24 protein-coding genes are annotated in these 25,978 nt (G+C 44.8%); 9 read left to right on the top strand and 15 right to left on the bottom strand.

All coding sequences use genetic code 11. The features are described 5' to 3' along the window. Window positions 1-3: 3 nt before the first annotated feature. The 6 genes from rpmF to EIH25_RS03820 all read right to left on the bottom strand — a co-directional run bounded on the left by rpmF (window position 4) and on the right by EIH25_RS03820 (window position 4,316). The gene (gene rpmF / locus EIH25_RS03845; RefSeq protein ID WP_124098734.1) at window positions 4-186 is read right to left on the bottom strand and encodes a 50S ribosomal protein L32; all 183 of its coding nucleotides are present in this window, start codon (window positions 184-186) and stop codon (window positions 4-6) included. 41 nt (window positions 187-227) lie between these two features. Next, entirely contained in the window at window positions 228-674 is a 447-nt protein-coding gene (locus tag EIH25_RS03840; protein ID WP_124098732.1) for a DUF177 domain-containing protein, read from the bottom strand. A gap of 80 nt (window positions 675-754) precedes the next feature. Further along, on the bottom strand, window positions 755-1,159 hold the full coding sequence (locus EIH25_RS03835) for a hypothetical protein (RefSeq protein ID WP_124098730.1): 405 nt from the start codon (window positions 1,157-1,159) through the stop codon (window positions 755-757). Window positions 1,160-1,221: 62 nt separating this feature from the next. Continuing rightward, on the bottom strand, window positions 1,222-2,553 hold the full coding sequence (locus EIH25_RS03830) for a glucose-6-phosphate isomerase (RefSeq protein ID WP_124098728.1): 1,332 nt from the start codon (window positions 2,551-2,553) through the stop codon (window positions 1,222-1,224). A gap of 116 nt (window positions 2,554-2,669) precedes the next feature. Next, on the bottom strand, window positions 2,670-3,869 hold the full coding sequence (locus EIH25_RS03825) for a D-alanyl-D-alanine carboxypeptidase family protein (protein WP_164489146.1): 1,200 nt from the start codon (window positions 3,867-3,869) through the stop codon (window positions 2,670-2,672). Between the two features lie 216 nt (window positions 3,870-4,085). Next, on the bottom strand, window positions 4,086-4,316 hold the full coding sequence (locus EIH25_RS03820; RefSeq protein WP_124098723.1) for an HPr family phosphocarrier protein: 231 nt from the start codon (window positions 4,314-4,316) through the stop codon (window positions 4,086-4,088). Window positions 4,317-4,573: 257 nt separating this feature from the next. Between EIH25_RS03820 and mtaB the strand changes: the two genes are divergently transcribed. The 3 genes from mtaB (at window position 4,574) to EIH25_RS03805 (ending at window position 10,151) form a co-directional block, all read left to right on the top strand. Beyond that, window positions 4,574-5,890 (top strand): tRNA (N(6)-L-threonylcarbamoyladenosine(37)-C(2))-methylthiotransferase MtaB, encoded by a 1,317-nt coding sequence (gene mtaB / locus EIH25_RS03815; RefSeq protein ID WP_124098721.1) that lies wholly within the window; start codon window positions 4,574-4,576, stop codon window positions 5,888-5,890. 86 nt (window positions 5,891-5,976) lie between these two features. After that, complete coding sequence (locus EIH25_RS03810; RefSeq protein ID WP_124098719.1) at window positions 5,977-9,714, top strand: phosphoribosylformylglycinamidine synthase; 3,738 nt, start codon at window positions 5,977-5,979, stop codon at window positions 9,712-9,714. A gap of 149 nt (window positions 9,715-9,863) precedes the next feature. Further along, a complete protein-coding gene (locus EIH25_RS03805) occupies window positions 9,864-10,151 on the top strand; it encodes a DUF1294 domain-containing protein (RefSeq protein WP_124098717.1) in 288 nt (95 codons plus the stop codon). A 56-nt stretch (window positions 10,152-10,207) separates the two neighbouring features. On the opposite strand, the gene EIH25_RS03800 is transcribed toward EIH25_RS03805, so the two are convergent. The 9 genes from EIH25_RS03800 to EIH25_RS03760 form a co-directional block, all read right to left on the bottom strand. Further along, window positions 10,208-10,864: a class I SAM-dependent methyltransferase gene (locus EIH25_RS03800; protein WP_124098715.1), complete on the bottom strand. Its 657-nt coding sequence runs from the start codon at window positions 10,862-10,864 to the stop codon at window positions 10,208-10,210. A gap of 88 nt (window positions 10,865-10,952) precedes the next feature. Continuing rightward, the gene (locus EIH25_RS03795) at window positions 10,953-11,504 is read right to left on the bottom strand and encodes a histidine phosphatase family protein (protein ID WP_124098712.1); all 552 of its coding nucleotides are present in this window, start codon (window positions 11,502-11,504) and stop codon (window positions 10,953-10,955) included. A 13-nt stretch (window positions 11,505-11,517) separates the two neighbouring features. Next, window positions 11,518-12,054: a topology modulation protein gene (locus tag EIH25_RS03790; protein ID WP_124098710.1), complete on the bottom strand. Its 537-nt coding sequence runs from the start codon at window positions 12,052-12,054 to the stop codon at window positions 11,518-11,520. Then, complete coding sequence (locus EIH25_RS03785; RefSeq protein WP_124098708.1) at window positions 12,047-12,577, bottom strand: GNAT family protein; 531 nt, start codon at window positions 12,575-12,577, stop codon at window positions 12,047-12,049. Before EIH25_RS03785 ends, EIH25_RS03790 begins: the two co-directional genes overlap by 8 nt. Window positions 12,578-12,605: 28 nt before the next feature. Next, the gene (locus tag EIH25_RS03780; protein ID WP_124098706.1) at window positions 12,606-14,798 is read right to left on the bottom strand and encodes an ABC transporter ATP-binding protein; all 2,193 of its coding nucleotides are present in this window, start codon (window positions 14,796-14,798) and stop codon (window positions 12,606-12,608) included. A gap of 127 nt (window positions 14,799-14,925) precedes the next feature. Then, the gene (locus tag EIH25_RS03775; protein ID WP_124098704.1) at window positions 14,926-15,462 is read right to left on the bottom strand and encodes a DUF1854 domain-containing protein; all 537 of its coding nucleotides are present in this window, start codon (window positions 15,460-15,462) and stop codon (window positions 14,926-14,928) included. A gap of 112 nt (window positions 15,463-15,574) precedes the next feature. Next, entirely contained in the window at window positions 15,575-16,780 is a 1,206-nt protein-coding gene (locus EIH25_RS03770) for an RtcB family protein (protein ID WP_124098702.1), read from the bottom strand. Window positions 16,781-16,831: 51 nt separating this feature from the next. After that, window positions 16,832-19,102, bottom strand: a complete 2,271-nt coding sequence (locus EIH25_RS03765; protein ID WP_124098700.1) for an ABC transporter ATP-binding protein — start codon at window positions 19,100-19,102, stop codon at window positions 16,832-16,834. A gap of 304 nt (window positions 19,103-19,406) precedes the next feature. Beyond that, a complete protein-coding gene (locus tag EIH25_RS03760) occupies window positions 19,407-20,477 on the bottom strand; it encodes an acyltransferase family protein (RefSeq protein ID WP_279254431.1) in 1,071 nt (356 codons plus the stop codon). Between the two features lie 152 nt (window positions 20,478-20,629). Between EIH25_RS03760 and EIH25_RS03755 the strand changes: the two genes are divergently transcribed. The 6 genes from EIH25_RS03755 to EIH25_RS03730 all read left to right on the top strand — a co-directional run bounded on the left by EIH25_RS03755 (window position 20,630) and on the right by EIH25_RS03730 (window position 25,943). Next, window positions 20,630-21,109, top strand: coding sequence for an Lrp/AsnC family transcriptional regulator (locus EIH25_RS03755; RefSeq protein ID WP_124098696.1), 480 nt, complete (start codon window positions 20,630-20,632; stop codon window positions 21,107-21,109). Next, on the top strand, window positions 21,109-22,308 hold the full coding sequence (locus EIH25_RS03750; protein ID WP_124099677.1) for an aminotransferase class I/II-fold pyridoxal phosphate-dependent enzyme: 1,200 nt from the start codon (window positions 21,109-21,111) through the stop codon (window positions 22,306-22,308). Before EIH25_RS03755 ends, EIH25_RS03750 begins: the two co-directional genes overlap by 1 nt. Continuing rightward, window positions 22,283-23,167 carry a 4-(cytidine 5'-diphospho)-2-C-methyl-D-erythritol kinase gene (gene ispE / locus EIH25_RS03745; protein ID WP_124098694.1) on the top strand — a complete coding sequence of 295 codons (885 nt, stop codon included), beginning with the start codon at window positions 22,283-22,285 and terminating at the stop codon, window positions 23,165-23,167. Before EIH25_RS03750 ends, ispE begins: the two co-directional genes overlap by 26 nt. A 55-nt stretch (window positions 23,168-23,222) precedes the next feature. Continuing rightward, on the top strand, window positions 23,223-24,332 hold the full coding sequence (locus EIH25_RS03740) for a hypothetical protein (RefSeq protein WP_124098692.1): 1,110 nt from the start codon (window positions 23,223-23,225) through the stop codon (window positions 24,330-24,332). Then, window positions 24,333-25,262 (top strand): radical SAM protein, encoded by a 930-nt coding sequence (locus EIH25_RS03735; RefSeq protein WP_124098690.1) that lies wholly within the window; start codon window positions 24,333-24,335, stop codon window positions 25,260-25,262. Window positions 25,263-25,403: 141 nt separating this feature from the next. Beyond that, the gene (locus EIH25_RS03730; protein ID WP_124098688.1) at window positions 25,404-25,943 is read left to right on the top strand and encodes an HDIG domain-containing metalloprotein; all 540 of its coding nucleotides are present in this window, start codon (window positions 25,404-25,406) and stop codon (window positions 25,941-25,943) included. The last annotated feature ends 35 nt before the right edge of the window (window positions 25,944-25,978 follow it).

The raw sequence follows: 25,978 nt of genomic DNA, 5'->3' as shown, positions 1-25,978 counted from the left end.
GAATCAAGCCTCCTTCTTGATTACCTCCACACCCTTATAGTATCCGCAGTTCTTGCAAACCTTATGCGGTGCTGTCAGCTCTCCGCAGTTTGAACATCTGCTGAGTGCAGGTGCGTTTAATTTCCATACAGCCGAACGTCTTTTGTCACGTCTTGCTTTGGAAACCTTTCTCTTTGGTACTGCCATCTTGGCACCTCCTCTTATGGAAAATAGATAATGCTGCTATATCAAGAGCAGTTACATTCACCCTCGTTCAAATCATGTCCGCAAACGTAACACAAACCCTTGCAGTCTTCCCTGCAAAGAATCTTTGTAGGCAGCTGTAACAGCAAATCTGAAATAGCTAATTCATTTATATCCAGAGTGTTGCCGGAGCAGACGACATATTCATCGTTCCGCGTATTTGAACTTTGCACAAGAATATGAGAAAATTCAAATGAGTATTCCCGTTCAAACTCCTTCAAGCATCTGTCGCACACATGACTGAGAGTAAAAACGCACGAAAGCCTGACGGCAACTACTCCGGCGCGGTTCTCAGCCCGACCGCTGACAGACAGGGGCGTTACAAAATCAGCGCTGAACTGAGCCTCATTGATCTCCTCAGGAGAAATCTCAAAAGAAAAATCCTTAACTTCTCCGACGATATCAAAAAGCTGCTTCAACTGCAAAATCATAATAACACCTCAAACATCACAAATTCCATTATAACTCCACTTGCGGAATTTGTCAATACTTTTTTTCAGCCGCGGAAAAATTATTTGATAAAAGCCCTTACCTTGGAAGGAAGCTCTTCAACGTCGGCTGAAACGGTAAACACGATCTTTACATCCTTGGCAAGCATTGCGATCTTTTCTACCATAGCTCCGAACGCGTCGTAATCCCTGCCGCCGATCTTAAGTATACCGTCAACAAAAACTTCCTGAATATCGTAATTTCCGGCAAGCATACCGGCAACAAAGCCATAGAAAGCGTCAAAGCTGTTGATTCCGTATTCCTCGGCGTCTACAAGTCTTACTTTATGAGGAATATCATAGGTAAGCTTCATTCCTCTTTCAATGCAGACAACATCGCCCGTAGCCTTTTCGGCAGACTCCTTTATAGCGTCTACCAATATCTTAGTTTTGCCTGTTCCTTTTTTTCCAGGTATCAGATTAATCATAACATATCTCCATTCTGTCCTGACGGACTTTTATTTTAGAGCGTGAAAACGCTCGTATTCCCTTAAAACAGCTTTGCCTCAAGCTCAGCCTTCTGCGATTCGTATCCGGGCTTTCCCAAAAGCGCGAACATATTCTTCTTATAGCTTTCAACGCCCGGCTGATTGAACGGATTAACACCGAGCATATAGCCGGAAATCGCACACGCCTTTTCAAAGAAATAAACCAGCTCTCCGAAATTCTCCTCGTCCAGAGCGTCTACCTCAAGCACGATATTGGGAACGCCGCCTTCGGTATGAGCAAGGATCGTACCCTGAAACGCCTTTTTGTTTACTACCGACATATTCTGGTTAGTAAGGAAGTTAAGACCGTCAAGGTTATCCTTATCGTCCTCAAGGAACAAATCCTGCTTCGGAGCTTTTATATCGACCACAGTTTCAAACATTACTCTCGAACCGTCCTGAATAAACTGACCCAGCGAATGCAGATCGGTCGAAAAGGTAGCCGACGAAGGGTATATTCCCTTGTTGTCTTTTCCTTCGCTCTCGCCGAAAAGCTGCTTCCACCACTCGTTCATCATAGTAAAGCTCGGGTCGTATGTAATGAGCATTTCAACGCTTTTGCCCTTATTGTACAGAATGTTTCTCAGAGCGGCATAGGTATAGCAGTCATTTCCGTCGTCCTGCGAGTATTTATCCATAGCGGCGCGGGCGCCAGCCATGATCTTATCAATATCGCAGCCCGCTACGGCTATAGGCAGAAGCCCTACAGCGGTAAGAACGGAAAAACGTCCGCCGACATCGTCAGGAATAACAAAGGTTTCATAGCCTTCCGTATCTGAAAGCTCCTTAAGCGTTCCCTTCGCCTTATCCGTTGTAGCGAATATTCTTGTTTTCGCTTCTTCCTTGCCGTACTTATCCTCTACAAGCTTCTTGAAGATCCTGAATGCCAGTGCAGGCTCGGTAGTCGTTCCTGATTTTGAAATCACATTAACGCATATGTCCCTGCCCTCGCAGATAGAAAGAACCTCGTTAAGGTAATCGGGACTGATGTTATTCCCTACGAAATATATGTCAGGAGTGTCTTTCTTGAGATTATTGTAAAAAGGCGATTTCAGAAGCTCGATAGCCGCTCTGGCTCCGAGGTATGAGCCGCCGATTCCGATAACGACAAGAACGTCGCACTTGTCCTGAATCCGCTTTGCCGCAGCCTTTATACGACCGAACTCTTCCTTGTCATAATTTTCGGGAAGCTCGACCCAGCCCAGAAAATCGCTGCCAAGACCGGATTTTCCGATCAGATTTTTGTGAGCTGCGCTTACCAGCGGGGCAATAGCCTCCAATTCATGTTCTCCGATAAAAGGAGCAAGATATTTTGCATTCAGTTTAACAGCCACTACTATTCAATTCCTTTCCATACTTAGCTATCATAAATTATACAATATTTTTGTGAATATTTCAAGAGGTTTAAGGTCAGCGCTGCTTTTTTGTGCAATTGTAACAATCTTTCGCTTTATATATACAGCAAATTTAACAAAACCTTCTTTAGAGCAAAAGCAAATCCAATCTTTTTTATATCTTCTTTTGATACAACGCTGCCCTCTATAATTTTCTCGTCGTCAAGAATAAATGTGATCTTTCCAAGCTCCTGATCCTTGTACACGGGAGCGTCCGCGCTGTCAGCTTTTGTGAACTGACATTCAATGGACGGATATGCTCCCTTAGGAATGATAACAGGCTCGGCGTTGATCACGGTAACGTCAGTATCCATTTTTTCGCCGCCGATTATCTTCACCGGTTCAAAAACTTCCTCCGGAATTTCGGGAGTATATATCTCAAAAGCGCCGAACGCTCCGTCTAAGGCTTTCTTTCCGTCCGCAAACTTGTCTTCGTCGGACGAGCTTCCGAGCATAACCGCGCATACCGACATATCTCCTCTTTTGGCAGATACCGCCAGACATTCTCCGCTTTCCGCCGACGCGCAGGACTTTAATCCCGTGACGCCTTTATAGGTTCTTATCATTCTGTTGGTGCTTACAAGCTCAGTCTGACCGTTTCTAACGTTTTCTATCCATGTGGTAAAATAAGGATTCAAAAACTCATATTTCAGAAGCTCGCAGGACAAAACCGCAGTATCTCCCGCGGTGGATACCGTTTTTTCGCTCATGCCGGTACAGTCGGCGTATTCTGTATCGCTCATGCCCAGCAGCGACGCTTTTTCATTCATTAAAGAAACGAACTCCTCTTCGCTTCCCGCTATTTTTTCCGCCAGAGCAACGCAGGCGTCGTTGGCGTTTCCGACAGTTATTGACTTAATAAGCTCGTCAACTGTTATTTTTTCACCGACGTTAAGCCAAATCTGAGTGCCGCCCATTGAATTTGCATGGGCAGAAACGGTTACTGTATCGTCCGCCGAAAGCTCTCCCGCGTCTATTTTCTCTGCCGCGATCAGAACCGTCATAAGCTTGGCGAGGTGCGAAACGCTTCTTTTGCTTCCGGCGTTCAGTTCCGCAAGCACCGTACCGCTTCCGGTTTCGATAACAACGGCCGACTCCGCCGATATTCCGTCAAGAATTCCCGTATCCGCCGGCGAATATGCCTGGTATGCCTCGTCATAACGAGTATCGGTTCCGTCGGCAAAAGCGGAAAACGCACAAGAAATCAGTATAGCGGCTGACAGCGAAAATAAAGCTGCTTTCCTGTAAATATTCATAAAACACGCCTCCAATGCTTTTACTAAATTCTTATTCGGCAAGTCCATGAAATATTATACCGGCTTTGAAAATACAGACGGCAAAGAAAAGCGCCCTGAATCCATATCATGCCGCAGGTCTGTTATCAGCAGTTTTTTATAATAAAATAACAGCAGACTGCCGCAAAAGCACTCTGCTGATACCGTACCCGAAAGTATAATTCACATAAGTAAGAATTAATCGACAATAAATTCCTTGATCTCGTCGATAAACTTGTCTGCATTGTCCGTATGCGCAACCAGCTGAATAGGATTTGAAAGGTCAAGACTGAAAATACCCATAATTGACTTGGCGTCAACTGCGTATCTTCCCGAAGCCAAATCCACATCAAAATCATACATAGAAACAATGCTTACAAACTTCTTTACCGCAGCGATGGAATCGAGCATAATTTTAGCCTTTTTCATAAAAACTCCTCCTCTTAAAGGTTGGCTTAAACCATACCTGTTTTTTGTTAAATCAGCTTGTAGAGTTTTCCTCTCCACAATATTAATTATAAGCATTTTTTCCGAAAAGTCAATAATTATTTGCAAAAAAAATTCAAATATAGTATAATAGTCAATAACCGATTTGTACAGCTGAACATTTTTGGCGTTTTTCACAATACATACAGTTGAAAGTTGTACATATGTAATATTTGAGTAAACCGAGGAAACGAATTAACATGAATGTTTTTTATTACACCTTCGGGTGCAAGGTAAATCAGTATGAAACTGAAAATATACGGGAGCGGCTGAATAAGCTGGGCTTCGGTGAGACAGGAGAAATCGCGCTCGCTCAGATATGCGTTATCAACACCTGCACCGTTACCGCGCAGTCCGACTCAAAATGCCGGCAGCTCATACGGCGAATAAAAAAAGAAAATCCCGCTTGCATACTCGCGGTTACCGGATGTCTGCCGCAGGCTTTTCCGCAGGACGTACAGGCGCTTTCGCAGTGCGACATAATTACCGGCACCAAAAACAAGACCGCTCTTCCCGAGCTGATAATGAGGTATCTTTCCGACGGCAGGAGAATCGTGGATATTGAAGAACACAGCCGTAACGACCGTATTGAAGAAATGACAAACACCTTCGTGGAGGGTAAGACCAGAGCGTACATAAAGATTCAGGACGGCTGCGATATGCACTGCTCATACTGCATTATACCAAAGGCCAGAGGTCATATACGCTCAAAGCCTGCGGAGGATATCGCTTCTGAAGCCGCAAGGCTTTCAGCCTCAGGGCACAAGGAGATAATACTTACCGGAATAAATCTCTGCTGCTACGGCCGCGACTTCAAAGACGGAACAAGACTTATCGACGCGGTCGAAGCGGTATGCTCGGTCAAGGGCGATTTCAGGGTGCGTCTGGGATCGATGGAGCCGGAAATGATCTCGGACGAAGATATTGCCAGCATGAGCCGGCTTGAAAAGCTGTGCGGACAGTTTCATCTTTCATTGCAGAGCGGGTGCAGCAAAACGCTGCGGCTCATGAACCGTCATTATGAAGCGGAAGAATACGCGCTGCTTTGCGAAAAGCTAAGAAAGCATTTTCCCGGCTGCGCGATAACCACCGACATAATGGTAGGCTTTCCTCAGGAAACAGACGAGGATTTTCAGGAATCACTGGATTTTGTGCGTAAAATCGGGTTTGCCGACGCGCATATCTTTCCCTATTCCCGTCGATCTGGTACCGCCGCGGACAGACTCAGCGGACAGCTCGACAACTATACAAAGCGAAAGCGGGCGGCTGAAATGAGCGCGGTATGCGCCGAAACAAAGAAAGCCTATCTGTCGTCGCAGATCGGCAAGGTACGCAGAGTGCTTTTTGAAAAAGAATCGTCGCCCGATTTTCATCAGGGGCATACTGCGGAGTATGTGCTTGTAAAAATTCCGAGGACGTCACAGGAAATAACTTTGAAGCGCCGTTTTTTCGACGCGGAAATAATCGCGGCAGAGGACAATTTCTGCATTGGGCGCATTATTCAGCCGGATTATTGAAAGGCTCAGAATATTGGCTGTTTTCAGTTGACAAAATGTGAAATAATGTAGTATAATTAAATCATCTGATGTAAGGAGATGTATTTATGGCCGTTTATAGAATTTATGTTGAAAAAAAGCCTGAATTTGCCGTTGAGGCAAAATCTATCACAGGCGATATCAAGTCTGCGCTGGGGCTGGAAAAGCTCGAAGCTCTGCGCGTCATCAACCGATACGACGCCGAGGGTCTCTCCGCCGAGGATTTCAGACTTGCCGCTCCGGTCGTTTTTTCAGAGCCGGCAGTTGACGTTACCTACGGCTGTCTGCCCGAGCTTTCGGAAGACGAATTTATTTTTGCCGTTGAATACCTTCCCGGACAGTTCGATCAAAGAGCCGATTCGTGCGCTCAGTGTATTTCGCTTCTGACCGGAGGCAAACGACCCGCGGTAAGATCAGCGTCGATTTACATTGTCAAGGGCAATCTTTCGGAGGACGAGCTCGCAAGGATAAAAAGCTACATGATAAATCCCGTCGAATCACGCGAAGCCAAGCTTGACGCGTTTGAAACTCTCGACGTTAAATATGATATACCCACAAAAGTGGACACTGTTGAAGGTTTTATATATTCAACCGACGACGACCTTAAAGCCATGCTTGAGGAGCTTGGTCTGGCAATGGATTTTGACGACATAAAATTCTGTCAGGCCTATTTCAGAGATACCGAAAAGCGCAATCCCACTATCACTGAGATCAGAATGATAGATACCTATTGGTCGGATCACTGCCGCCATACTACATTTTCCACCGTTATCGACGATGTCGATATTGAGCCGGATTACATTGCAGACACTTATGCCGACTATGTAAATACAAGAAAGGACCTGTACGCGGGAAGAACGGACAAGCCTGTCACGCTGATGGATCTCGCGGTAATCGGAGCCAAGAAGCTTAAAAAAGACGGCTTGCTGGACGATCTGGACGAAAGCGAGGAAATAAACGCCTGCTCGGTAAAAATCAAGGTGGACGTTGACGGAATTGACGAAGACTGGCTGCTGATGTTCAAAAACGAAACTCACAACCACCCTACCGAGATCGAGCCTTTCGGAGGAGCGGCGACCTGTCTGGGCGGAGCAATCAGGGATCCGCTTTCGGGCCGTTCATATGTTTATCAGGCAATGAGAGTTACCGGCGCAGGAAATCCTCTCGTTCCCGTAGAGGACACAATCACCGGAAAGCTGCCTCAGAGAAAGATAGTTGTGGGAGCGGCTAACGGATATTCCTCCTACGGAAACCAGATAGGACTTGCGACTGGTCATGTAACTGAAATATACCACCCAGGCTATGTTGCAAAGCGAATGGAGATCGGCGCGGTAGTAGGAGCGGCTCCAGCTTCAAACGTCCGCAGGGAAAGACCTCAGCCGGGCGACGTTGTGATTCTGCTTGGCGGCAGAACGGGACGCGACGGCTGCGGCGGAGCAACAGGCTCTTCAAAATCACATACGCTTCACTCGCTTGAATCCTGCGGCGCGGAAGTACAGAAGGGTAACGCGCCTGAGGAAAGAAAGCTTCAGAGGCTTTTCAGAAATCCTGAAGTCACCTCTATGATCAAGCGCTGCAACGATTTCGGCGCGGGCGGAGTTTCCGTAGCGATCGGCGAGCTTACCGACGGACTTGTAATCAACCTTGACGCGGTTCCGAAGAAATACGACGGTCTTGACGGCACAGAGCTTGCAATTTCCGAATCTCAGGAAAGAATGGCGGTTGTTGTCGCCAAGGAGGACGCCGAGAAGTTTATGAACGAGGCTTCAAAGGAGAATCTTGAAGCCACATTGGTTGCCGAAGTTACCGAAGAGCCCAGACTGAGAATGAACTGGAACGGGGCGGAGATCGTAAACCTTTCCCGCGAATTTCTCAATTCCAACGGCGCGGAAAAGCACACTACAGTCAGAATCGATACTCCCGTATTTGCTCCCGACGACAAATCCGAAGATACGGCGGACAGATGGGAAGCTATGATCTCAAATCTCAATATCTGTTCCCAGAAGGGTCTGGTTGAGCGTTTTGACTCAACTATCGGAGCGTCCACAGTGCTTATGCCGTACGGCGGCAAGTATCAGAATACTCCGACGCAGGCAATGGCGGCTAAAATTCCAGTGCTTAAAGGCGAAACCACAACAGCCTCTCTTATGGCGTGGGGCTTTAACCCCTTCCTTTCGTCGATCAGTCCATATCACGGCGCGATTTCCGCGGTAGTCGAATCCATTTCAAAGGTGGTTGCCGCCGGCGGTACCTACGAAAAATGCTGGCTGACCTTCCAGGAATACTTTGAAAGGACACAGAACAATCCAAAGCGCTGGGGCAAGCCTTTTTCCGCTCTGCTGGGAGCATATAAGGCTCAGCTTGAGCTTGGCTGCGGTTCTATAGGCGGAAAGGACTCAATGTCTGGTACATTCGAGGAGATCGACGTTCCTCCGACGCTTGTTTCCTTTGCCGTATCAACCGCCAAAACAGGAAATATAGTTTCGCCGGAATTTAAAAATATCGGTTCAACGGTAATCTACATCAAGCCGGAATACGACGAAAACCATATAGTAAATTTTGATTCGCTTAAAAAGGTATTCAAAACGGTTGAAGGCCTTATTTCCGAGGGCAAAGCCGCGGCGTGCTGGTCCGTTTCCTACGGAGGAATTTCCGAAGCGGTAGCTAAAATGGCTTTGGGAAACAGGATAGGCTTCAGGTTTGTCTGCGGCTGCTCCGCCGAAGAGCTGTTCAGAGCCTGCTACGGTTCTTTCGTCATCGAGCTTGCTCAGGGCGTTAATACCGAGAACGCAGGTCTTGACGAGGATTCCTACAGACTTCTCGGCATAACGACCGACGACTATTCGATAGTTACAAACAAATACACTGTAGACATGAACAGGCTGGAAAAGCTTTGGGAGGAAAAGCTTGAGCCGGTATTCCCCGCAAAGATCAAGGAACCCGACTATACTCCCAAGACCTACAGCTATACTGCTGAAAGCAGAGTCGCTCCTGCCGTAAAAACTGCGAAGCCCAGAGTATTGATCCCCGTATTTCCGGGCACAAACTGCGAATATGATACCGCCAGAGCCTTTGAAAAAGCCGGCGCCGAAGCGGATATATTCGTAGTGCGCAATCTGAGCGCAGAGGCTATTTCCGAATCGGTTGCGGCAATGGAAGAAAAAATCAAAAAATCGCAGATCGTTATGCTGCCGGGAGGCTTCTCGGGTGGCGACGAACCTGACGGCTCGGGTAAGTTTATAGTTTCATTCCTCAGAAATCCCCGCCTTACCGACGCGATTCACGATCTTCTCAAAAACCGCGACGGACTTATGCTTGGCATATGCAACGGTTTCCAGGCGCTTGTAAAGCTTGGTCTTGTGCCTTACGGCGAAATAACAGAAATGAGAAACGATTCTCCTACGCTTACATTCAATACAATTCACCGTCATCAGTCAAAGATGGTCAATACCAGAATAGCCTCGAACAAATCGCCGTGGCTTTCTTCCTGCAATGTGGGAGATATTCACAGCATTGCGATTTCACACGGCGAAGGACGCTTTGTCGCTACAAACGAGGAAATTGCAAGAATGGCTGAAAACGGACAGATCGCTACGCAGTATGTCGATTTTGACGGCAATCCTACGCTTGATATCCAGTGCAATCCCAATACCTCCATCGACGCTATTGAGGGCATAACCTCCCCGAACGGCAGAGTGCTCGGAAAAATGGGTCACTCGGAACGCAAGGGCTTAGGCGTCTGCATCAACGTCCCAGGGGAAAAGGATCAGCAGATATTTGAAAACGGAGTAAGATACTTTAAGTAAACGGCAATCGTTTTTATAAGTATATCCATTAAAATTACAGGGGCGGAATCTCTCCGCCCTTTTGATGTTTATTTCGGAGCAAAGCCCGATGTGAGCTTGTAGGACATCAGCACTTGGTTATAAATCTTTCTGATATAAGGAGTCGTCATATGAAAGAAGTTTTCGGCGGATATGTTCTTCCGGCATTTTTCGGCATAATGGGACTGATCACCTTTGCTGTATACGGGATCGATAAGCACAAGGCGGTCAGGCGCAAATGGAGGATACCTGAAAAGATTCTGCTTGGTCTTGCACTCTGCGGAGGATTTATCGGCAGTTGGTTGGGAATGTACGTTTTCAGACATAAGACCAGACACCTAAAATTTTATATCGTTGCTTTTATAAGCTCTCTGCTTTGGCTGGCGCTCTGGGGCTGGCTTCAGACAGAGATAAAATAAAACGGACCGACCGTATTTTCTGCTTTATTGCATATCATTACGGTCGGGTCCGTTTTTTATTTTACGTTTTTGATTATCACAGTATTTTCCGCTGAATATTCCTTCTTCGACTCGCAAAAGCCTGACTGTGCAAACATTTCAAGCTGATTTGAAACCGTGCAGGGAATATCGTAATGAAAATACTTTCCCTCCGGCTTTCCAGCATACAGCCTTTTATATTCGGCTGAAAAATATTCTTCGATCTGCTGCGCGTTTTCAGTTTCATCGGGTATCATATAGTCGCATTCAATATAAACCCCGCCTTTTTTCAGACAACTGTGTATTTTTTTGTACAGCTTTATTTTCTGATCCCTGGGAAAATGGTGCATTGTCTGAAAGGAAATTACGGCGTCAAACCTATTTATACCGAAATCGGCGGCAAAATAATCGGCATTGATAAGCCTTATATCCTTTGACGGAAATTTTTCCTGAAGTTTATCAAGCATCGCCTTGGCTAGATCTATTCCCGTCACTGATATATCGGGAAATCTTTTGAATATCCATTCAAGCTCCAAGCCTGTTCCGCAGCCAAGGTCAAGGATATTATTGATATTTTGCGGCAGAAGTTCGGACAGCTTTTCATAGCATTCCCGACAGCCGCCCACCTCTTCAAGCATATGACGGTCGTATGTATCCGCTCTCGCGGCAAAAAAATCTGACATTTCCTCAAGCATAACATCGCCCTCCTTCGTATTATTATCTGATATGCGAAAGCCCTGCAAGAAGTCTGTCCGCTTGTTTTCTTGATCTGATAAGTCAAATTTAAAGAATTCTCATGATTTTGCATTGTTCAATGCCAACGCTCCAGAATTGTTCAATTGGAAGCTTTTTTATACCTGCAATAATGCTGCAATTCATTGCGCCATGCCCGACAATTAAAATGTCTCTTCCTATATCCAATTGGGGCTTAACAATTTCTTCAAGAAAATCTCCTGTGCGCTGAAACAATTGTTCAAATGTTTCAGCGCCGCCTATAGAATGTGTGTATAATTCCGGATTTTGAAAAATAACATTTATAGGGCAATCGGGTATTTGAAAGCTGTTTGCCAGTCCCTCGTACTCGCCGAAGCTCATCTCAATAAGTCTGTCATCGGTTATTATTGGAACATTCCGATTTTCAAGAACAATCTCGGCTGTTTCCAACGCTCTGATAAGCGGGGAAGAATAGCAAACGTCAAAATGTATATTACTGTATTCTTCCCGTGCTTTTCGTGCCATTTCACGCCCGCGGTCATTGAGCGGAATGTCTGTTCTTCCCTGCATTTTATGCCGCTCATTCCAGCTTGTAATTCCATGTCGCATTATGTAAAGCATAAAACCACCTCACTCAGCATTGTTTTCTGATATGCGAAAGCCCTGCAAGAAGTCTGTCCGCTTGTTTTCTTGATCTGAAAATTATAACTTTAATACCCGGATAATGCTTTAACAGCTCTTCTGTAGGCTTTACCTGAGTTTTATTGAAATTCCATATGTATTTTATAAACTCAAAATCTATTTTTTCATTGCACCCTTCGGTTATATCGGGACGACCGCCTTTCTTTATCATACCTTTGAGCATACGCCGAATATAACCGGAAATGCATTTATAACGGCTGATTCTGTACCAAAAAACAATATCTGCGCGTTCAAGGCGGATATCCATTGTGCTTTTGTAATGACCGTCTATTATCCAGCTTTCCCCGTTTGCAATATCCTGCTGTTTTTTTCTGAACACCTCTCTGTCCTCCTCTACCCAGCCGGGCTTCCAAAAGAGATTGTCGAGGTGAGTTACGGGAATTTTCGTTATTTCTCCCAGTCTGCGTGCAAAGGTTGATTTACCCGACGCCGAACAGCCGATTACCATTATGCGTTTGTATTTAAACATTGTATTCCTCTTTCAAAATTGCATACATCATTCTGTCTGCCTTTTTTCCGAAAATGTATACCGCTTTTCGCTGAACTCCTTCAAGCATGAATCCTAGTTTTTCCAAAGACTTCTGAGCCGCGATATTCAGACTAAGCGTATTCGCTTCAACCCGTTCCATACCGAGCTGATTAAATGCATAATCGAGCATTAGCTTCACCGCTTCTTTTCCATATCCTTTGCAGCGGTGCTCAAGCTTGTTGATACCCATTCCAATGTCGCATTTTCGGTTAGTACGGTCGATATTCTGTAGAGCCACATCTCCGATAACCTCGCCGCTATTGAGAAATATTCCAAGCCTGACGTTTACTCCGCCCTGCAGGCTTTGAATTTCATCAAACCAGCCGTCAGCCTTTTCAACTGAATGACCCATGTTTAACTCCTCCGCAGGATTTTCAAAATCGTATTCAAATTCAGCCCAGAGTTTTCGGCAATGCTCACGCTCAAGGGTTGAAAGATAAATATTTTCTGACTGCAATTTCATTGTATATACCTCCTAAACAGTAACCCGCTTATGCTTCCGCTGCCGTCTGCGGCAAGGCGGCTTTTTTCATTTTTGTAGTCTGACGCTGAGCCATTACCAGCTTATAATATACCCCTTTTGCTCTCATAAGCTCGGTATGAGTACCGAATTCCGCAAGCCTGCCCTTGTCCAGCACGATAAGACGGTCGGCGCTGCTGAGTGTCGAAAGTCTGTGCGCTATAGCGATTGTGGTCCTTCCCTTTGTAAGCTTGCCCAGAGCCTCCTGAATCTGCTTTTCGGTCTGGGTATCAAGAGAAGCGGTAGCTTCGTCGAGAATTATTATCTTGGGATCATGAAGTATAGCTCTTGCTATAGCAATACGCTGACGTTCTCCGCCTGAGAGCTGATAGCCCTTGTTTCCTACCCTGGTATTGTAGCCGTCGGGCAGCTTAACAATGAAATCATGAGCGTTGGCTGTCTTTGCCGCCTTTATCACTTCCTCAAAGCTTGCGTCGGGTTTCGCATAGGATATATTCTCAAGTACATTTCCGTCAAAGAGAAAGGTTTCCTGAAGCACTACGCCAACCTGAGAGCGCAGGCTTTTCTGGGCAATATCCTTTATATTTACGCCGTCTATGCGTATTTCCCCCTGAGTGCAGTCGTAAAGACGCAGGATCAGGTTTATCATGGTAGACTTTCCTACTCCCGAGTGTCCCACGATTCCTATCATTTCGCCTTTATTGATCTTGCAGCTTATTCCCTTCAGCACCGGATTGTAGACCTTATATCCGAAATACACGTCGTCAAATTCAATATCTCCCTTAATGTCAAGCTCAACAGGGTCTTCGGCGTCCCGAACGTCGCTCGCCTCCTCCAGTATCTCAAACACCTTGCCCGCCGACACAGAAACATCAGCAAGGTTCCTCGGTATCTGTATAAGCCAGCGTATCGGCTCGTAAAGCATTGCCACGTAGGTAGTAAACTGAATAAGCTGTCCCAGGCTCATCGCTTCGTTAAGTATCATCTTTCCGCCGAAATACAGGACAAAGAAATTTCCAATCGTCAGTATAAACTCAGAAACCGGCATAGTAAGATACCACATTATTTCCGCCCGTACGGCGCTTTTTGCCCACTGCTCGGAGCATTCGGAATAACGCTGAATTTCCCTTACCTCGTTGCCGTAGGATTTTACAACTCTGATGCCGTTAAGTATATCGTGAAGCGTTTCGCCGTGTGTAACGCCCTTTTTCCATACCTTTGTATAGCGTATAGCCATAGTGTCAAAAAGCTTGCTTACGATCATAAAAACTATCGGCACGGGAATTACTGTCATCAGCGCAAGACGCCAGTCCATAACAAAAAGCAGCACGCCTATAATGATCAGAGAAAGTATCTTAACTATAGCGTCTTTACCGTTGGCGGTAATAAAATCCTCAAGCTTGGCAGCGTCGCTTGAAACACGGTTTATAAGCTCGCCCGCCGTTCTTTTGGATATAGAATTCATTGACAGCTCCTGCGATTTACGGAACACATCCTGCCTCAGATCCCTGCCGAGATTGAGCGCCACCTTAAAGCTGCTTTTCATATTGAAAAATTCAAATATTCCGGCAAGCAGCAGCAGCGTCACCACAGTTATGACCACAGCGGCAAAGCCCGCCCATTCAGCCGATTTCGGAGTAACGTACCTGTCAATGATTATTCTGTCAAGATAAGGCATTATGACCCAAAGAGATTCTGATAGTATCGTGCATATAACTGCAATCGCAAAATATTTTTTATACGGAGCTATGCGCTTTATCAGCTTTATCATCGTTTTGCTCTTGCTTGTACAGAAAATACATTCCTTTGCACCGTCCAGCGGCAGTCCGCACTTGGGGCACACCGGTTCGTCGGCGTCGGCTTCTATAACAAATTCCCCTGTTCTGACGTAATAATCCAGCAGCTTCAACAGCTCGGCAAAACGCAGAAATTTATCCTGAGTAAAAGCGCAGAAGCAAATCGTTTCACCCTCAGCCGTAATTCCGCAGGCCATTGAAGTGCCTATCTGCTGACGGCATTCAAATTCAGAAAAGTCCGAAATATTGTACTCTTTTAAAGGCTTTCCGTTTAGATACAGCAGTATTTTTTGCTTCGTTGCGCAGAAATGACCGTCGGCAGCCTTTCCCTCCGCCGTAAAATCATACGGAAGGGAGTAAATAATCTCCCCGTCTGCATTGTCAGGCTTTGAAATACATAGCTTCATCTATATATCAACTCCTTTGCTGATTTTTTCATTCAAACGTAATAATATGCTCCGCCGTTTCACCAAGGCTTTTCAGCTTATCACTAAAGAAAGCAGGAAAAGCTCAGCCATAGCTCCCTCCTCAGATTTATGTGAACATCTCCAGCACCAGCCGGCTTTTCTTATCAAGCTTATGAATATCAGGGCAGAAATACTTGTTTCCGTCGGCGTCGTTGACATAAAGATAATCATAGCCTATCATACGGAAATTCTGATACCAGTCCCGTATGCATATAGTTTTTTCACCCGAGGTAGTGTCCGCTTTTACAAAAATTGCTCCGTGCATATTATCCTTTATGCTGTAAACCTTCGTTATCTCAGGCATATAATACTTGTATTCAAGATAGCTATCCAAAATATTGTACTGTTCATCTGACAGCTCGCGCATATCCCTGATAACTCCGATCTCCCGAAATTCCTTTTCATTATTTTCATACGAAAGACTGATGTACGTAGTCTTGGAGATAAACGGCACAAGCCTTGTGGGGCTTACCTTACGGTAAAGCTTTCCGTCATATTCAAGAGTAAGATAACCGCTTTTTTCCTTTGAAAGCTTGATTTTCGAGCAGTCAAGCAGCGTAAGCTTATCTACCTCGTAAACTTCCTCAGTATTTATGGATGTCATACATTCACGCTCCTATCTCAGTTTTTTAAACAGATATAAATTAAGATCGTCATCATTTTTGCACTCAGCGTACCGAGGTCAGACTATTATATAAAACCTTTCCGCTAATTATCTATTCTTCCCCAGCCTTAAAATTGTAGATCGGCTTGATAATATCGAGAATTTCCGCTGTATCACCGATATTATCTACAATATCCTCCATAGTTTTATAAGCCATAGGACTTTCGTCAAGCGTTCCTGCATTGACAGAGGTAGTATAAATTCCCTTCATCTGCTTTTTAAATTCGGATACTGTAAGAGACTGCTTAGCCTGCGAGCGCGAAAGCAGCCTGCCCGCCCCGTGAGGCGCGGAGAAATTCCAGTCGGGATTTCCTTTTCCCTTACAGATAAGACTTCCGTCCCTCATGTTTATAGGAATCAGCAGCTTTTCACCCTTTTGCGCGGAAACGGCTCCCTTCCGCAGGATCATGCTGTCCGTATCAATATAATTGTGAACGGTAGTAAACCGCTCGGTGACATGAAGCCCCATGCCCTTGACGATCTCGTGCATCATAGCCTGACGGTTAAGCATTGCAAACTCCTGAACTATTTTCATATCGTGAATATACCGCTCAAAAAGCTCTCCCTCGGCGTAAGCCAATTCTTTCGGAACAGAAGTGCGTTTTGTGCTTGTAAGCTTTTTGATCTCAGCTTCAAGCTGCTTCTGCCTGCCCTCGGCTTTCATTTTCGCAATAAGCTCGTTTACGTCAGACTGCGATGATTTATTCAGCCTTCGGTAAGCCTCATTCTGATAATATTTCGCAACCTCGACGCCCAAATGACGCGAGCCGGAATGAATAACGATATAAACCGCTCCGTCCGAGCCTTTATCAGCTTCAATAAAATGATTTCCGCCGCCTAAGGTGCCTATGCTTCTCTCCGCTCTGACAGGATCGATTTTATCATAGCAGAAAAGCCTTGTCAGATCTATTTTCTCATTGAACCTGTGAGGCTTTTCCCTGATAGAAAAGCCCGACGGAATCGCTTTGTAAATAAGCTTATCAAGCTGCATTACTTCAATATGCTTTTCCTTTAGCCTAACCGTTTCCATTCCGCAGCCAATGTCTACGCCTACAAGGTTAGGCACGATCTTATCCGTAACGGTCATAGTCGTTCCGATTGTGCAGCCCGCTCCCGCATGAACGTCAGGCATGATTCTGACCGTCTGTTCCCGCGACATAGGCTGATTCAGCAGAGTAATGATCTGCGAAACCGCTCCTTCGTCGATGATTTCCGTAAAAACCCTTGCCGAGTTGTATTTACCCTGTAATTCCAGCATAATTTATTCCCCCTTGTCATATATTTATGTTTTATATCCTTTATCATAGTTTTATTCCTGAATAAACTGAAGCGCCTCCGACTGAAGCTTGTAAAGCTCGTAATATTTTCCCTTAGTTCTGATAAGCTCGTCGTGGGTACCCATTTCTTTCAGCTCGCCGTTTTCTATCACGCACAGCATATCGGCGTCCCGCAGAGTTGAAAGCCTGTGCGCTATTGAAATAATCGTTCTTCCCTTTTTAAGAGAATCTATAGCGTTCTGTATTTTCCGCTCGGTACGGGTATCCATTGAAGCGGTGGCTTCGTCAAGAATAAGAATATTCGGCTTCTGTATTATAGCTCTGGCTATTGAAATTCTCTGCTTTTCGCCGCCGGACAGGGATATTCCTCCCTCACCGATCTTGGTGTTGTAGCCCTCCGGCAGCTTGGTTATAAACTCGTGAGCGTTGGCTGATTTCGCGGCCTCGATCACCTCTTCCATTGAAGCTTCGGGATCGGCATAGCGGATATTGTCGGCTATCGAGCCTATAAACAGAAACGTTTCCTGTGAAACAATACCTATATTCCGCCTTAAATCTTCAAAGGCAATTTTTCTTATCGGCACCCCGTCTATAAGTATCTCGCCGCCCGTAACGTCGTAAAGCCGGGCTATCAGATTAATTATTGTAGATTTTCCGGCTCCGGTTTTTCCTACTATTCCGAACATATGCCCTGACTGTACCCTGAAGGAAACATTCTTGATTATAGGATGACCCGCCTCATATTCAAAGGCAACGTTTCTGAGCTCAATATCGCCCTTCATATTTTTGATACGTATCGGATCATCGTCCTCCTTGACCGTTGCAATGGCGTCGGTTATCTCAAACATTCTGGAAGCGGCGTCCATACACCTTGCCCAGCGGTCGCCTATCCATGTAAAAAAGTTTATAGGATCCATTGCCATTTCGGTATATGAAATAAGCGCCGACAAAGCTCCGAAAAGTATATATCCCTTTATTACCAGCACAGCTCCCAGACAGAAAACAAGCTTGTTTACAATGCGGTAAAAGGTCCAGATCACAGGGATCGTATTTGCCAGTCTTGAGTTTATGCGGGTATTTATAGTAAACGCGTCGGTATTTTTCACTCTGTAACGCTCAATTTCAGTATCCTCGCGGGCAAAGGATTTAACTACCCTTTGTCCGTTCATTACATCGGAAAGAACGGAATTTGCAGATCGCATCGCCACGTCGTATTTGCGGTAAAGCTTGCGCTGACTGCGGTAAAAATTATGCTGAACGACCTCAATAACGGTAATTGTAAGTATTATCCCGATCGACAGCAGCGGAGAGATCATAAGCATTATAACTGCGATTCCTATGATCTTTACCACGTTTGTTATTCCGTACGGCACTATATCCGTAAAAAACCAATAGATATTCTGACTGTCGCGGTCTACTCTGGACATAAGCGAGCCGGTCTGCTTGCTGGTAAAAAAATCAAGCGACAAATGCTGCATTGACGAAAATATCTTCAGCCTTAACCTGTGCGTAACAACAGGTACGATCTTTGACGTTATGATACCTGAAATGATTCGCATTATCATGCCGGCGAGATTTATAGACGCTATTATCATAACTATCATCAGAATCTTACCGTAATATTTCCCGCCTTCGGAAAGCACGTCGTCATACAGCATCTGCGAACCGAAAACGGGCGACAGAACGGCAAACACATTGCTCAGTATTATTGTGATCAGAATAAGTATTACCGCGGTTTTAAATTCAAGAAACAATGAAAGCAGCCGCTTGAATACCGAACGCCGGTCCACACATCTGGGACATACCGGACGGTTGGGGTCAGGAAAGGGTTCGCCGCATATCGGACAATGAGTCTTTATCCCTTCCAGCAGCGAATCGTCTATCGGCTCTCCCTTAACCGTCAGATTGACTCTTTGAGAAAACTTTTCAAATTTATCGGCAAAGCCGAGAGAAAACCTTGCTATCGGAAATTCCTCGCCCAGCTTGCTTTTTATCATCAGTCTTGCCGAATTGACGTGCCTGTCGACGTACATTTCCTCTATATCCTTCAAAGGATATTCGCTGTAATCCGAAACTGAAAATTCAACGAGGTTTTTACGTTTCGAGCCTCTCTGCATTCTTCCGTATTTCTCATAGCCGCTGAGAACCGAGAGAGCTTCCTTTGTAAAAGTAATATATACGTCTATGTAACAGCCTTCCCCGTCAAGATCGGCTTTTACGCAGTAAAGCAGCTCGTCCGTCATAACTCCGCGCTTTAAAAGCTCGTTCTCCGCCAGAGCCGGCAGAACGTCAAAAAATTTCATATATCAAAACGCTCCTTCCTCAATACAGTAATAGAAAAGCCAAATTACGGCTGGTCTTGAAAAAAACGTGTTTAACCTGCCATTTAAAACAAAAAGACCTCTGATTAAAAATCATCAGAGGTCATAATTACCGCATATTAATTATCAGGCGTACGCACAACCAAAAAGTCAGCAATCCACCAAAAGTGCAGGCAAAACGACATCCGACATGATAAAAACAATATCCAGACCATAAGCTTTATTTCTTATTGTCATTTTACCCACCCCTTTCTGTCTTTTAAATTCACTTTAAAAGTATAAACTTTTATTTTGGGTTTGTCAAGCCCTTTTCCGATATTTTTTTCTTTTTTCCCACACAAAAAGGAAGAAACCTTTCCGTAAGCCGAGCCAGAGGAAGGATAATCAGATAAATTCCCGCAGCCATAATAAATCTGTATACATCGTTTTTTCCGCTGAGCTGCGGAATAAAGTGTTTTACCAATCTTATCATCGGAACATGAAACGCAATATATATCAGAGTGTTTCTTCCGACATAGTTAAACAGCCTGAATGCTTTTGAAAACAGTTTGAAATCAGAAAGCTTCATGACCGCCAGCGTAAACGCAAACGCGGTGCAGAAAGCGGAAAAGAAAAATATAACCGGCTTGCCGTATTTGTTGTTTACCATAGAAATACGGCTGTTTTCCGAAGCCGCCCACGCGCCGGCAATAAGCAGGACGGCAGACAGCGAATATAACCTCCAAGGTCTTGTAAAAAATCTTCTGACCGCCTCGATATTCTTCATAAAAATATATCCGCCGAGATAGAATATAAAGGCGCTAAACGCAACCTGCCAGTGCCAGACGCCCCAATGCTTGTCGGTAACGATACCGGCAGTATAGGCAAGACCGTAAACAAACGCCGAAACGCCTATCAGGAAGGTTTCGCTCCTGGATATCCTGCTTACAGCAAAGAACAGAATATCGGTAAGGAACAGACAGGTTATAAACCAGGTGGTATTTGAAGCCATTTTGTACCCGCTGTCCACGTTTGATATAAGTATTCCCTTTATCAATCCTCCAAACGACTGATATGAAACCACCGAAAGCTGACGGTTCACATACCATAGAGGAAGTACGAGAAGATTAGTGCAGAAATAAGGTACGATAAGTCCTTTAATTTTTTTCAGCGCATATCTGAAAAAATTAGTTTCCCTGTTAAAAGCAAAGGTCATGCCGGAAATAAGAAAAAACGCAGGCATATGAAAGCTGAATATATATTTATCTAAATACTGATCAGAAAGCGAATGTCCCCAGACAACGAAGAACATCATAATGCCTCTGAGAGTGTCTATCCACTGAATACGGTCCTGAATTTTATTATTTATGTCAAACACCTCGTTTATGAACAAATTTTATTCTATGTTATCCAGTATAATTCATTTTTTTATCAATGTCAACAGCAAATTCAGCTGCGCGACGAAATCGGTTGACTTTTGCTATGAAAAAATGTATAATAAAAATATATAACTTACTGGGAGGTAAAATTATGGATTCATTAATTAAGCTGCTCAAAACCAACGCAAGGCTTTCCAACGCCGAGCTGGCGGTAATGCTCGACAAAACGGAAGAGCAGATCGCCGAGGAGATCTCAAGGCTGGAATGCAGCGGTATCATAAAGGGCTACTCTGCAATTATAGACGAAGCCGCTATAGACAGCAGCGCGGTTTTCGCCCTGATAGAGCTTAAGGTAACTCCTCAGTCCCAGAGCGGGTTCGACGAGATCGCCGAGGAGATTTCGTCCTACGAGCAGGTAGAATCCGTAAGGCTCATGTCCGGCGGATATGATATTCTGGTATCCGTAACGGGTAATAATATACGGGATATTTCACAGTTTGTTTCCCAGAGGCTTGCGGCTATCGACGCCGTTCAGTCTACGACTACTCACTTTGTTCTGAAAAATTACAAGGAAAACGGAATTATTATAAACAACGACCAGACCGATGAAAGAGGAATGATTTCTCCATGATGGATTACGATAAGCTGCTTTCCAAAGAAGCTGTAAAAATGAAGCCTTCGGGAATAAGAAAATTTTTTGACATAGCCCAGTCGGTGGAGGGAGTTATTTCTCTCGGCGTAGGCGAACCCGATTTCAAAACCCCCTGGAGCGTAAGACAGAGCGCCATTTCAGCTCTTGAAAAGGGCAGAACCACCTATACCGCCAACGCCGGATTGATCGAGCTTAGGCGTGAAATTTCCGCCTATCTGAAACGGCTTATCCATATGGATTACGATCCGGATTCTGAAATAATCGTTACCGTAGGCGGCTCTGAGGCTATAGACCTTTCGATCCGCGCGATTGTAAACCCCGGCGACGAGGTTCTGATCGTCGAGCCTTGTTTCGTATGCTATGCGCCGCTGGTTTCCCTTATGGGCGGAAAAACGGTTATTATTGAAACAAAGGCGGAGGACGAATTCCGGCTGACGGCGCAGGCCCTTAAAGAAAAAATTACCGATAAGACAAAGCTGCTTATCATGCCCTTCCCCAATAACCCTACGGGAGCGATCATGCGCCGCGAGGATCTGGAGCCTATCGCCGAGGTTCTTCGGGATACCGACATATTTGTCGCCTCCGATGAAATCTATGCCGAGCTTACATATTCGGGGAAGCACTGCTCCATTGCCGAGCTTGAAGGGATGAGAGAAAGAACGGTCGTTATCAACGGATTTTCAAAAACGTTTGCCATGACCGGCTGGCGTCTCGGTTTTATGGCTGGACCAGAGGAGATCATGCGCCACGTTTACAAGCTTCACCAGTATCAGATAATGTCCTCTCCCTCGATAAGCCAGTATGCCGCTGTTACCGCTTTGCGGTCATGCTTCGGAGATGTGGCGAAAATGCGCGATGAATACAATATGCGCCGACGCTTTCTGGTGGACAGCTTCAACAAGCTGGGTCTTGACTGCTTTACTCCTCTCGGAGCTTTTTATGTTTTTCCCTGCATAAAATCAACAGGGCTTTCAAGCAATGAATTCTGCGAGCGGCTCGTTCAGGAGAAAAAGGTAGCGGTCGTCCCCGGCGACGCCTTCGGCAGGTGCGGAGAGGGATATATAAGGGTTTCCTACGCATATTCTATCAATCATCTCAAGGAAGCTGTCAAACGCATAGGTGAATTTATTTCGGATCTTAAGGAAGCTGAAAATGAAAAACAGATCGCTCACAATTAAAGCATACGGCAAGCTTAATCTTTTTCTTGATATTACGGGCAGGCGAAGCGACGGATATCATCTGCTCAAAACGGTCATGCAGTCGGTATCGGTCTGCGACACGCTGTCATTTAACTTGAGCTGCGGAACGGGCATCGAGCTAAAATGCAGTTCACCCGGATTTCCTTTGGACAGCGGTAATCTTATCTGGAAGGCTATAGAAGCTTTTTATAGCCATATAGGCGTAAAGCCTGCCGGAAAAATTACGGTAGAAGTAAAAAAAGAGATTCCCTCAATGGCAGGCATGGCGGGTGGCAGCTCTGACTGTGCGGCGGCTCTAGCCGCTATGAACGAATTATATGGTACCGGACTGCCGCTGACTGAGCTTTGCAGTATCGGAGTCCGCCTGGGCGCCGATGTTCCCTTTGCCTTGACGGGAGGAACCGTTCTCTGCGAAGGCATAGGCGAAAAGCTTACCGTACTTCCCGCTCCTCCTGAAATGTATTTTGCGGCGGTAAAACCGCAGGCCGGAATCTCAACCGCAAGCGCTTACGCTATATACGATTCTCTGCCGGTTAAGCCTGAACAAAATTACGCCGAATTTGAATCGGCGCTGAAATCTTCTGATTTAAACGGGATTGCCAAGGGAATGTTCAACGCTTTGGAAGCTGCCGCGGACGCTGACGAAATAAAAAAAGCCAAAAGGCGGCTGCTGGAGCTAGGCGCGGTTAATTCTATGATGACTGGAAGCGGCTCAGCGGTTTTCGGAATATTTGCAAACCGTTCGGACGCTGAAAGATGTATTGAAAAAATGTCAGATTACAGCTTTGCAAGGACGCTTGTTCCGATAAACAAAGGCTGGGAAATAATCAAAGGCTGACAATAAATAACTTTCGCTTAATGAAAAAAGTAAAAAATTATACGAGGTGAACAGCTTGAAAAACAAATGCGCTATCTGCGGTTACAAATTCAAGGATAATGACGAGGTAATCTGTCCTGAATGCTTTACCGCAAGAGACGACGATATCTCCTGCAGCAGATACAGTGACGAGCTTCACAGTCACAGCCGCGGATATGATGAAAAAAGCTCTGAGGAAGCCAATTCCGGCAACGACATATTTGCGGAGTTTGAAAATAAAGGTGAAACTTTTATCGAAGAACAGAGGGAGGACGAAGCGGAAAATCCAATTCCCTCAAGCACCTATGATAAAAGCGCCTACAGAACACCGCTCAGTCAGCAGAAGTCTGACTCGATGAACAACAATTATACCGCACAGGGTTCGGGCAGTAAATTCAGCAGCGGTTATAATAACGGCAGATCAACCGTCAGATGGACTACTACCTTCAATCCTTACGGCTCCGGAAAAACCTATACCCGAGTCGACTTCAAAAAGAAGTCATCACCGCTGGGCTGTCTTATACCTATCATTATGTTCATCATTTTCTTTGTAATCATTCTTTCTTTAGTCATCTCGTCTGAAAACGACGCTGACGACGCCTATAACTATAATTACGATTATGATTTTGACATTGATTATTCCATGCCGGATTTCAGCTTTCCCTCCATACCTGAAATTGAAGATCCATTCGATTTGTCATATACGGATCCTGAATACGGTTTTAAGGTAACGGCTGAGAATTTAACCAAAATTGAATATTACGATGATCTGTCGGAGTATGGTTTAGAAGACGTCGACAAATATATATCTCCGAATGACGAAACGCTGACGAACAACGGCTGGAACTTGGTTTCGGCTGATATTAAGGTTACTCCCAACATTTCCGATACCTCAAGACGCATAGACAACGTTTATATCTACTGCACTTCGGTAACCGACGAGAGCCTGTGTGTTTCATACGCGGTAGACTATAACTACATGGACGGCGACGGAATATATGAAAATATGTCGTTTCTTATTCCGGAAAACACCTGGGGCTGTTATATCGCGATAAGCACCCTCAACGATTCAGGAGAGGAACATTATGCTTATTTAGAAGCCTATGAGTATTATTTTTACAGCGACAGTGAATATTCGGAGTTTTAAATGAAAGGATCGCTTGAAAATTGCCGCCTGTGTCCCAGAGAATGCGGAATAAACAGATACGAGCGAACAGGCTACTGCGGAGAAGGCGCAAATATCAGAATTGCCAGAGCCGATCTTCATTTCTGGGAAGAGCCCTGTATCAGCGGAAAAAACGGCTCCGGAACGGTGTTCTTTTCAGGCTGTGCGCTTAAATGCCGCTTTTGTCAGAACTATGAGATTTCAGCCGAAAACAAGGGCTTTGAAATTTCCGTAAAACAGCTGGCAACGATTTTTTTAATGCTGCAAAGCAAGGGAGCCGAAAATATTAATCTGGTAAATCCCACTCATTTCGTCCCTCAGATAATTTCAGCGCTGGAGCTTTGCAGAAACAGACTTAATATACCTGTAGTTTACAATTGCGGAGGATATGAAAAAACGGAAACTCTCGAACTCATGAGAGGCTATGCGGATATTTTTCTGCCCGACCTGAAATATTACAGCAATAAGCTTTCCTCGGAATACTCAAAGGCAGACGACTATTTTGAAAAAAGCCTTAAAGCTGTAATCAAAATGCGTGAGATAGCCGGCAAGCCTCAATTCGATAAACACGGTATGCTGAAAAAGGGAGTGATGATCCGTCATCTAGTCCTGCCCAACCATAGGCGCGATTCAATAGAAATAATGAAAATACTGGGTAGGGTCTTTGAAAAAGATGATATACTGATAAGTCTTATGAGTCAGTATACTCCCGTATATAAGGCTTTTCAGCATAAAGAAATCAGCAGAAGAACTACCACGTTTGAATATGAATCGGTAGTCAGGGAAGCTGAAAAATACGAGTTTGAAGGCTATATTCAGCAGAAATCCTCGGCGGATACAGCGTTTATTCCGGAATTTTTTGACTATTTATATTTTGATCTTCTCAATTTTACGGCTGATACTGATTTGTAAATATTTTGTAATTATTTGACATTGACATTTCTGAAAAAAAGAGCTATAATATATTTGTCAGAATGCACAAATTATTTTAAACATTACTGACATCATTCACAAAAATAAAACCTTTTGAGATACTGAAAAGAGGTAATGCCAATGTCAAGAGCGATCGGTTCAAAATACCAGATCGAAACCTCAAAGGAGGCTCAGGAGTATTTTGAATTTGTAAAAGATCTGCTTGACAGCGATGTTGTAAAACAGATGAAAAACTTTCGCCATCATTACAGCACTACTTGTTATCAGCATTGTCTGAATGTTTCCTACTATAACTATCTCGTATGCCGTAAGCTCGGTCTGGATTCAAAACAGGCAGCCAGAGCAGGTCTGCTTCACGATATGTTTCTTTACGACTGGAGAGAAAGAGAACGCCGGCAGGGCGAAAAGCCCCACGGAATGCGTCATCCTGAGATCGCGCTGGATAATGCCAAGCAAAACTTTGATATTAAAAAGCGCGAGGAGGACATGATCGTCAAGCATATGTGGCCTCTTACGATCAAATTTCCAAGGTATGCCGAGAGCTATGTTATAGTAATGATCGACAAGTATACTGCAACGCTTGAAATAGGTTCTCATATTTCCAATGTTATAAAGGAAAAATATAAAACCTTGACCAAGCGCAGAAGCTATTATTCATGATTTTATTTTAAAAGATTCCGGTTTCCCGGGATCTT

It is taken from the genome of Ruminococcus sp. Marseille-P6503 (assembly GCF_900604945.1).
In the GTDB taxonomy this organism is placed as follows: Bacteria; Bacillota; Clostridia; order Oscillospirales; family Ruminococcaceae; genus FB2012.
This window is presented reverse-complemented; position numbering and strand designations above follow the sequence as displayed.

Excerpts from the sequence above, each read along its gene's own strand:
- EIH25_RS03835 (WP_124098730.1), bottom strand. The coding sequence starts at position 1,159 with ATGATTAATCTGATACCTGGAAAAAAAGGAACAGGCAAAACTAAGATA.
- EIH25_RS03800 (WP_124098715.1), bottom strand. The coding sequence starts at position 10,864 with ATGCTTGAGGAAATGTCAGATTTTTTTGCCGCGAGAGCGGATACATAC.
- EIH25_RS03780 (WP_124098706.1), bottom strand. The coding sequence starts at position 14,798 with ATGAAGCTATGTATTTCAAAGCCTGACAATGCAGACGGGGAGATTATT.
- EIH25_RS03795 (WP_124098712.1), bottom strand. The coding sequence starts at position 11,504 with ATGCTTTACATAATGCGACATGGAATTACAAGCTGGAATGAGCGGCAT.
- ispE (WP_124098694.1), top strand. The coding sequence starts at position 22,283 with ATGAAAAACAGATCGCTCACAATTAAAGCATACGGCAAGCTTAATCTT.
- EIH25_RS03730 (WP_124098688.1), top strand. The coding sequence starts at position 25,404 with ATGTCAAGAGCGATCGGTTCAAAATACCAGATCGAAACCTCAAAGGAG.
- EIH25_RS03790 (WP_124098710.1), bottom strand. The coding sequence starts at position 12,054 with ATGTTTAAATACAAACGCATAATGGTAATCGGCTGTTCGGCGTCGGGT.
- EIH25_RS03755 (WP_124098696.1), top strand. The coding sequence starts at position 20,630 with ATGGATTCATTAATTAAGCTGCTCAAAACCAACGCAAGGCTTTCCAAC.
- EIH25_RS03820 (WP_124098723.1), bottom strand. The coding sequence starts at position 4,316 with ATGAAAAAGGCTAAAATTATGCTCGATTCCATCGCTGCGGTAAAGAAG.
- EIH25_RS03785 (WP_124098708.1), bottom strand. The coding sequence starts at position 12,577 with ATGAAATTGCAGTCAGAAAATATTTATCTTTCAACCCTTGAGCGTGAG.
- EIH25_RS03810 (WP_124098719.1), top strand. The coding sequence starts at position 5,977 with ATGGCCGTTTATAGAATTTATGTTGAAAAAAAGCCTGAATTTGCCGTT.
- EIH25_RS03750 (WP_124099677.1), top strand. The coding sequence starts at position 21,109 with ATGGATTACGATAAGCTGCTTTCCAAAGAAGCTGTAAAAATGAAGCCT.
- mtaB (WP_124098721.1), top strand. The coding sequence starts at position 4,574 with ATGAATGTTTTTTATTACACCTTCGGGTGCAAGGTAAATCAGTATGAA.
- EIH25_RS03775 (WP_124098704.1), bottom strand. The coding sequence starts at position 15,462 with ATGACATCCATAAATACTGAGGAAGTTTACGAGGTAGATAAGCTTACG.
- rpmF (WP_124098734.1), bottom strand. The coding sequence starts at position 186 with ATGGCAGTACCAAAGAGAAAGGTTTCCAAAGCAAGACGTGACAAAAGA.
- EIH25_RS03765 (WP_124098700.1), bottom strand. The coding sequence starts at position 19,102 with ATGAAATTTTTTGACGTTCTGCCGGCTCTGGCGGAGAACGAGCTTTTA.
- EIH25_RS03825 (WP_164489146.1), bottom strand. The coding sequence starts at position 3,869 with ATGAATATTTACAGGAAAGCAGCTTTATTTTCGCTGTCAGCCGCTATA.
- EIH25_RS03735 (WP_124098690.1), top strand. The coding sequence starts at position 24,333 with ATGAAAGGATCGCTTGAAAATTGCCGCCTGTGTCCCAGAGAATGCGGA.
- EIH25_RS03805 (WP_124098717.1), top strand. The coding sequence starts at position 9,864 with ATGAAAGAAGTTTTCGGCGGATATGTTCTTCCGGCATTTTTCGGCATA.
- EIH25_RS03840 (WP_124098732.1), bottom strand. The coding sequence starts at position 674 with ATGATTTTGCAGTTGAAGCAGCTTTTTGATATCGTCGGAGAAGTTAAG.
- EIH25_RS03770 (WP_124098702.1), bottom strand. The coding sequence starts at position 16,780 with ATGCTGGAATTACAGGGTAAATACAACTCGGCAAGGGTTTTTACGGAA.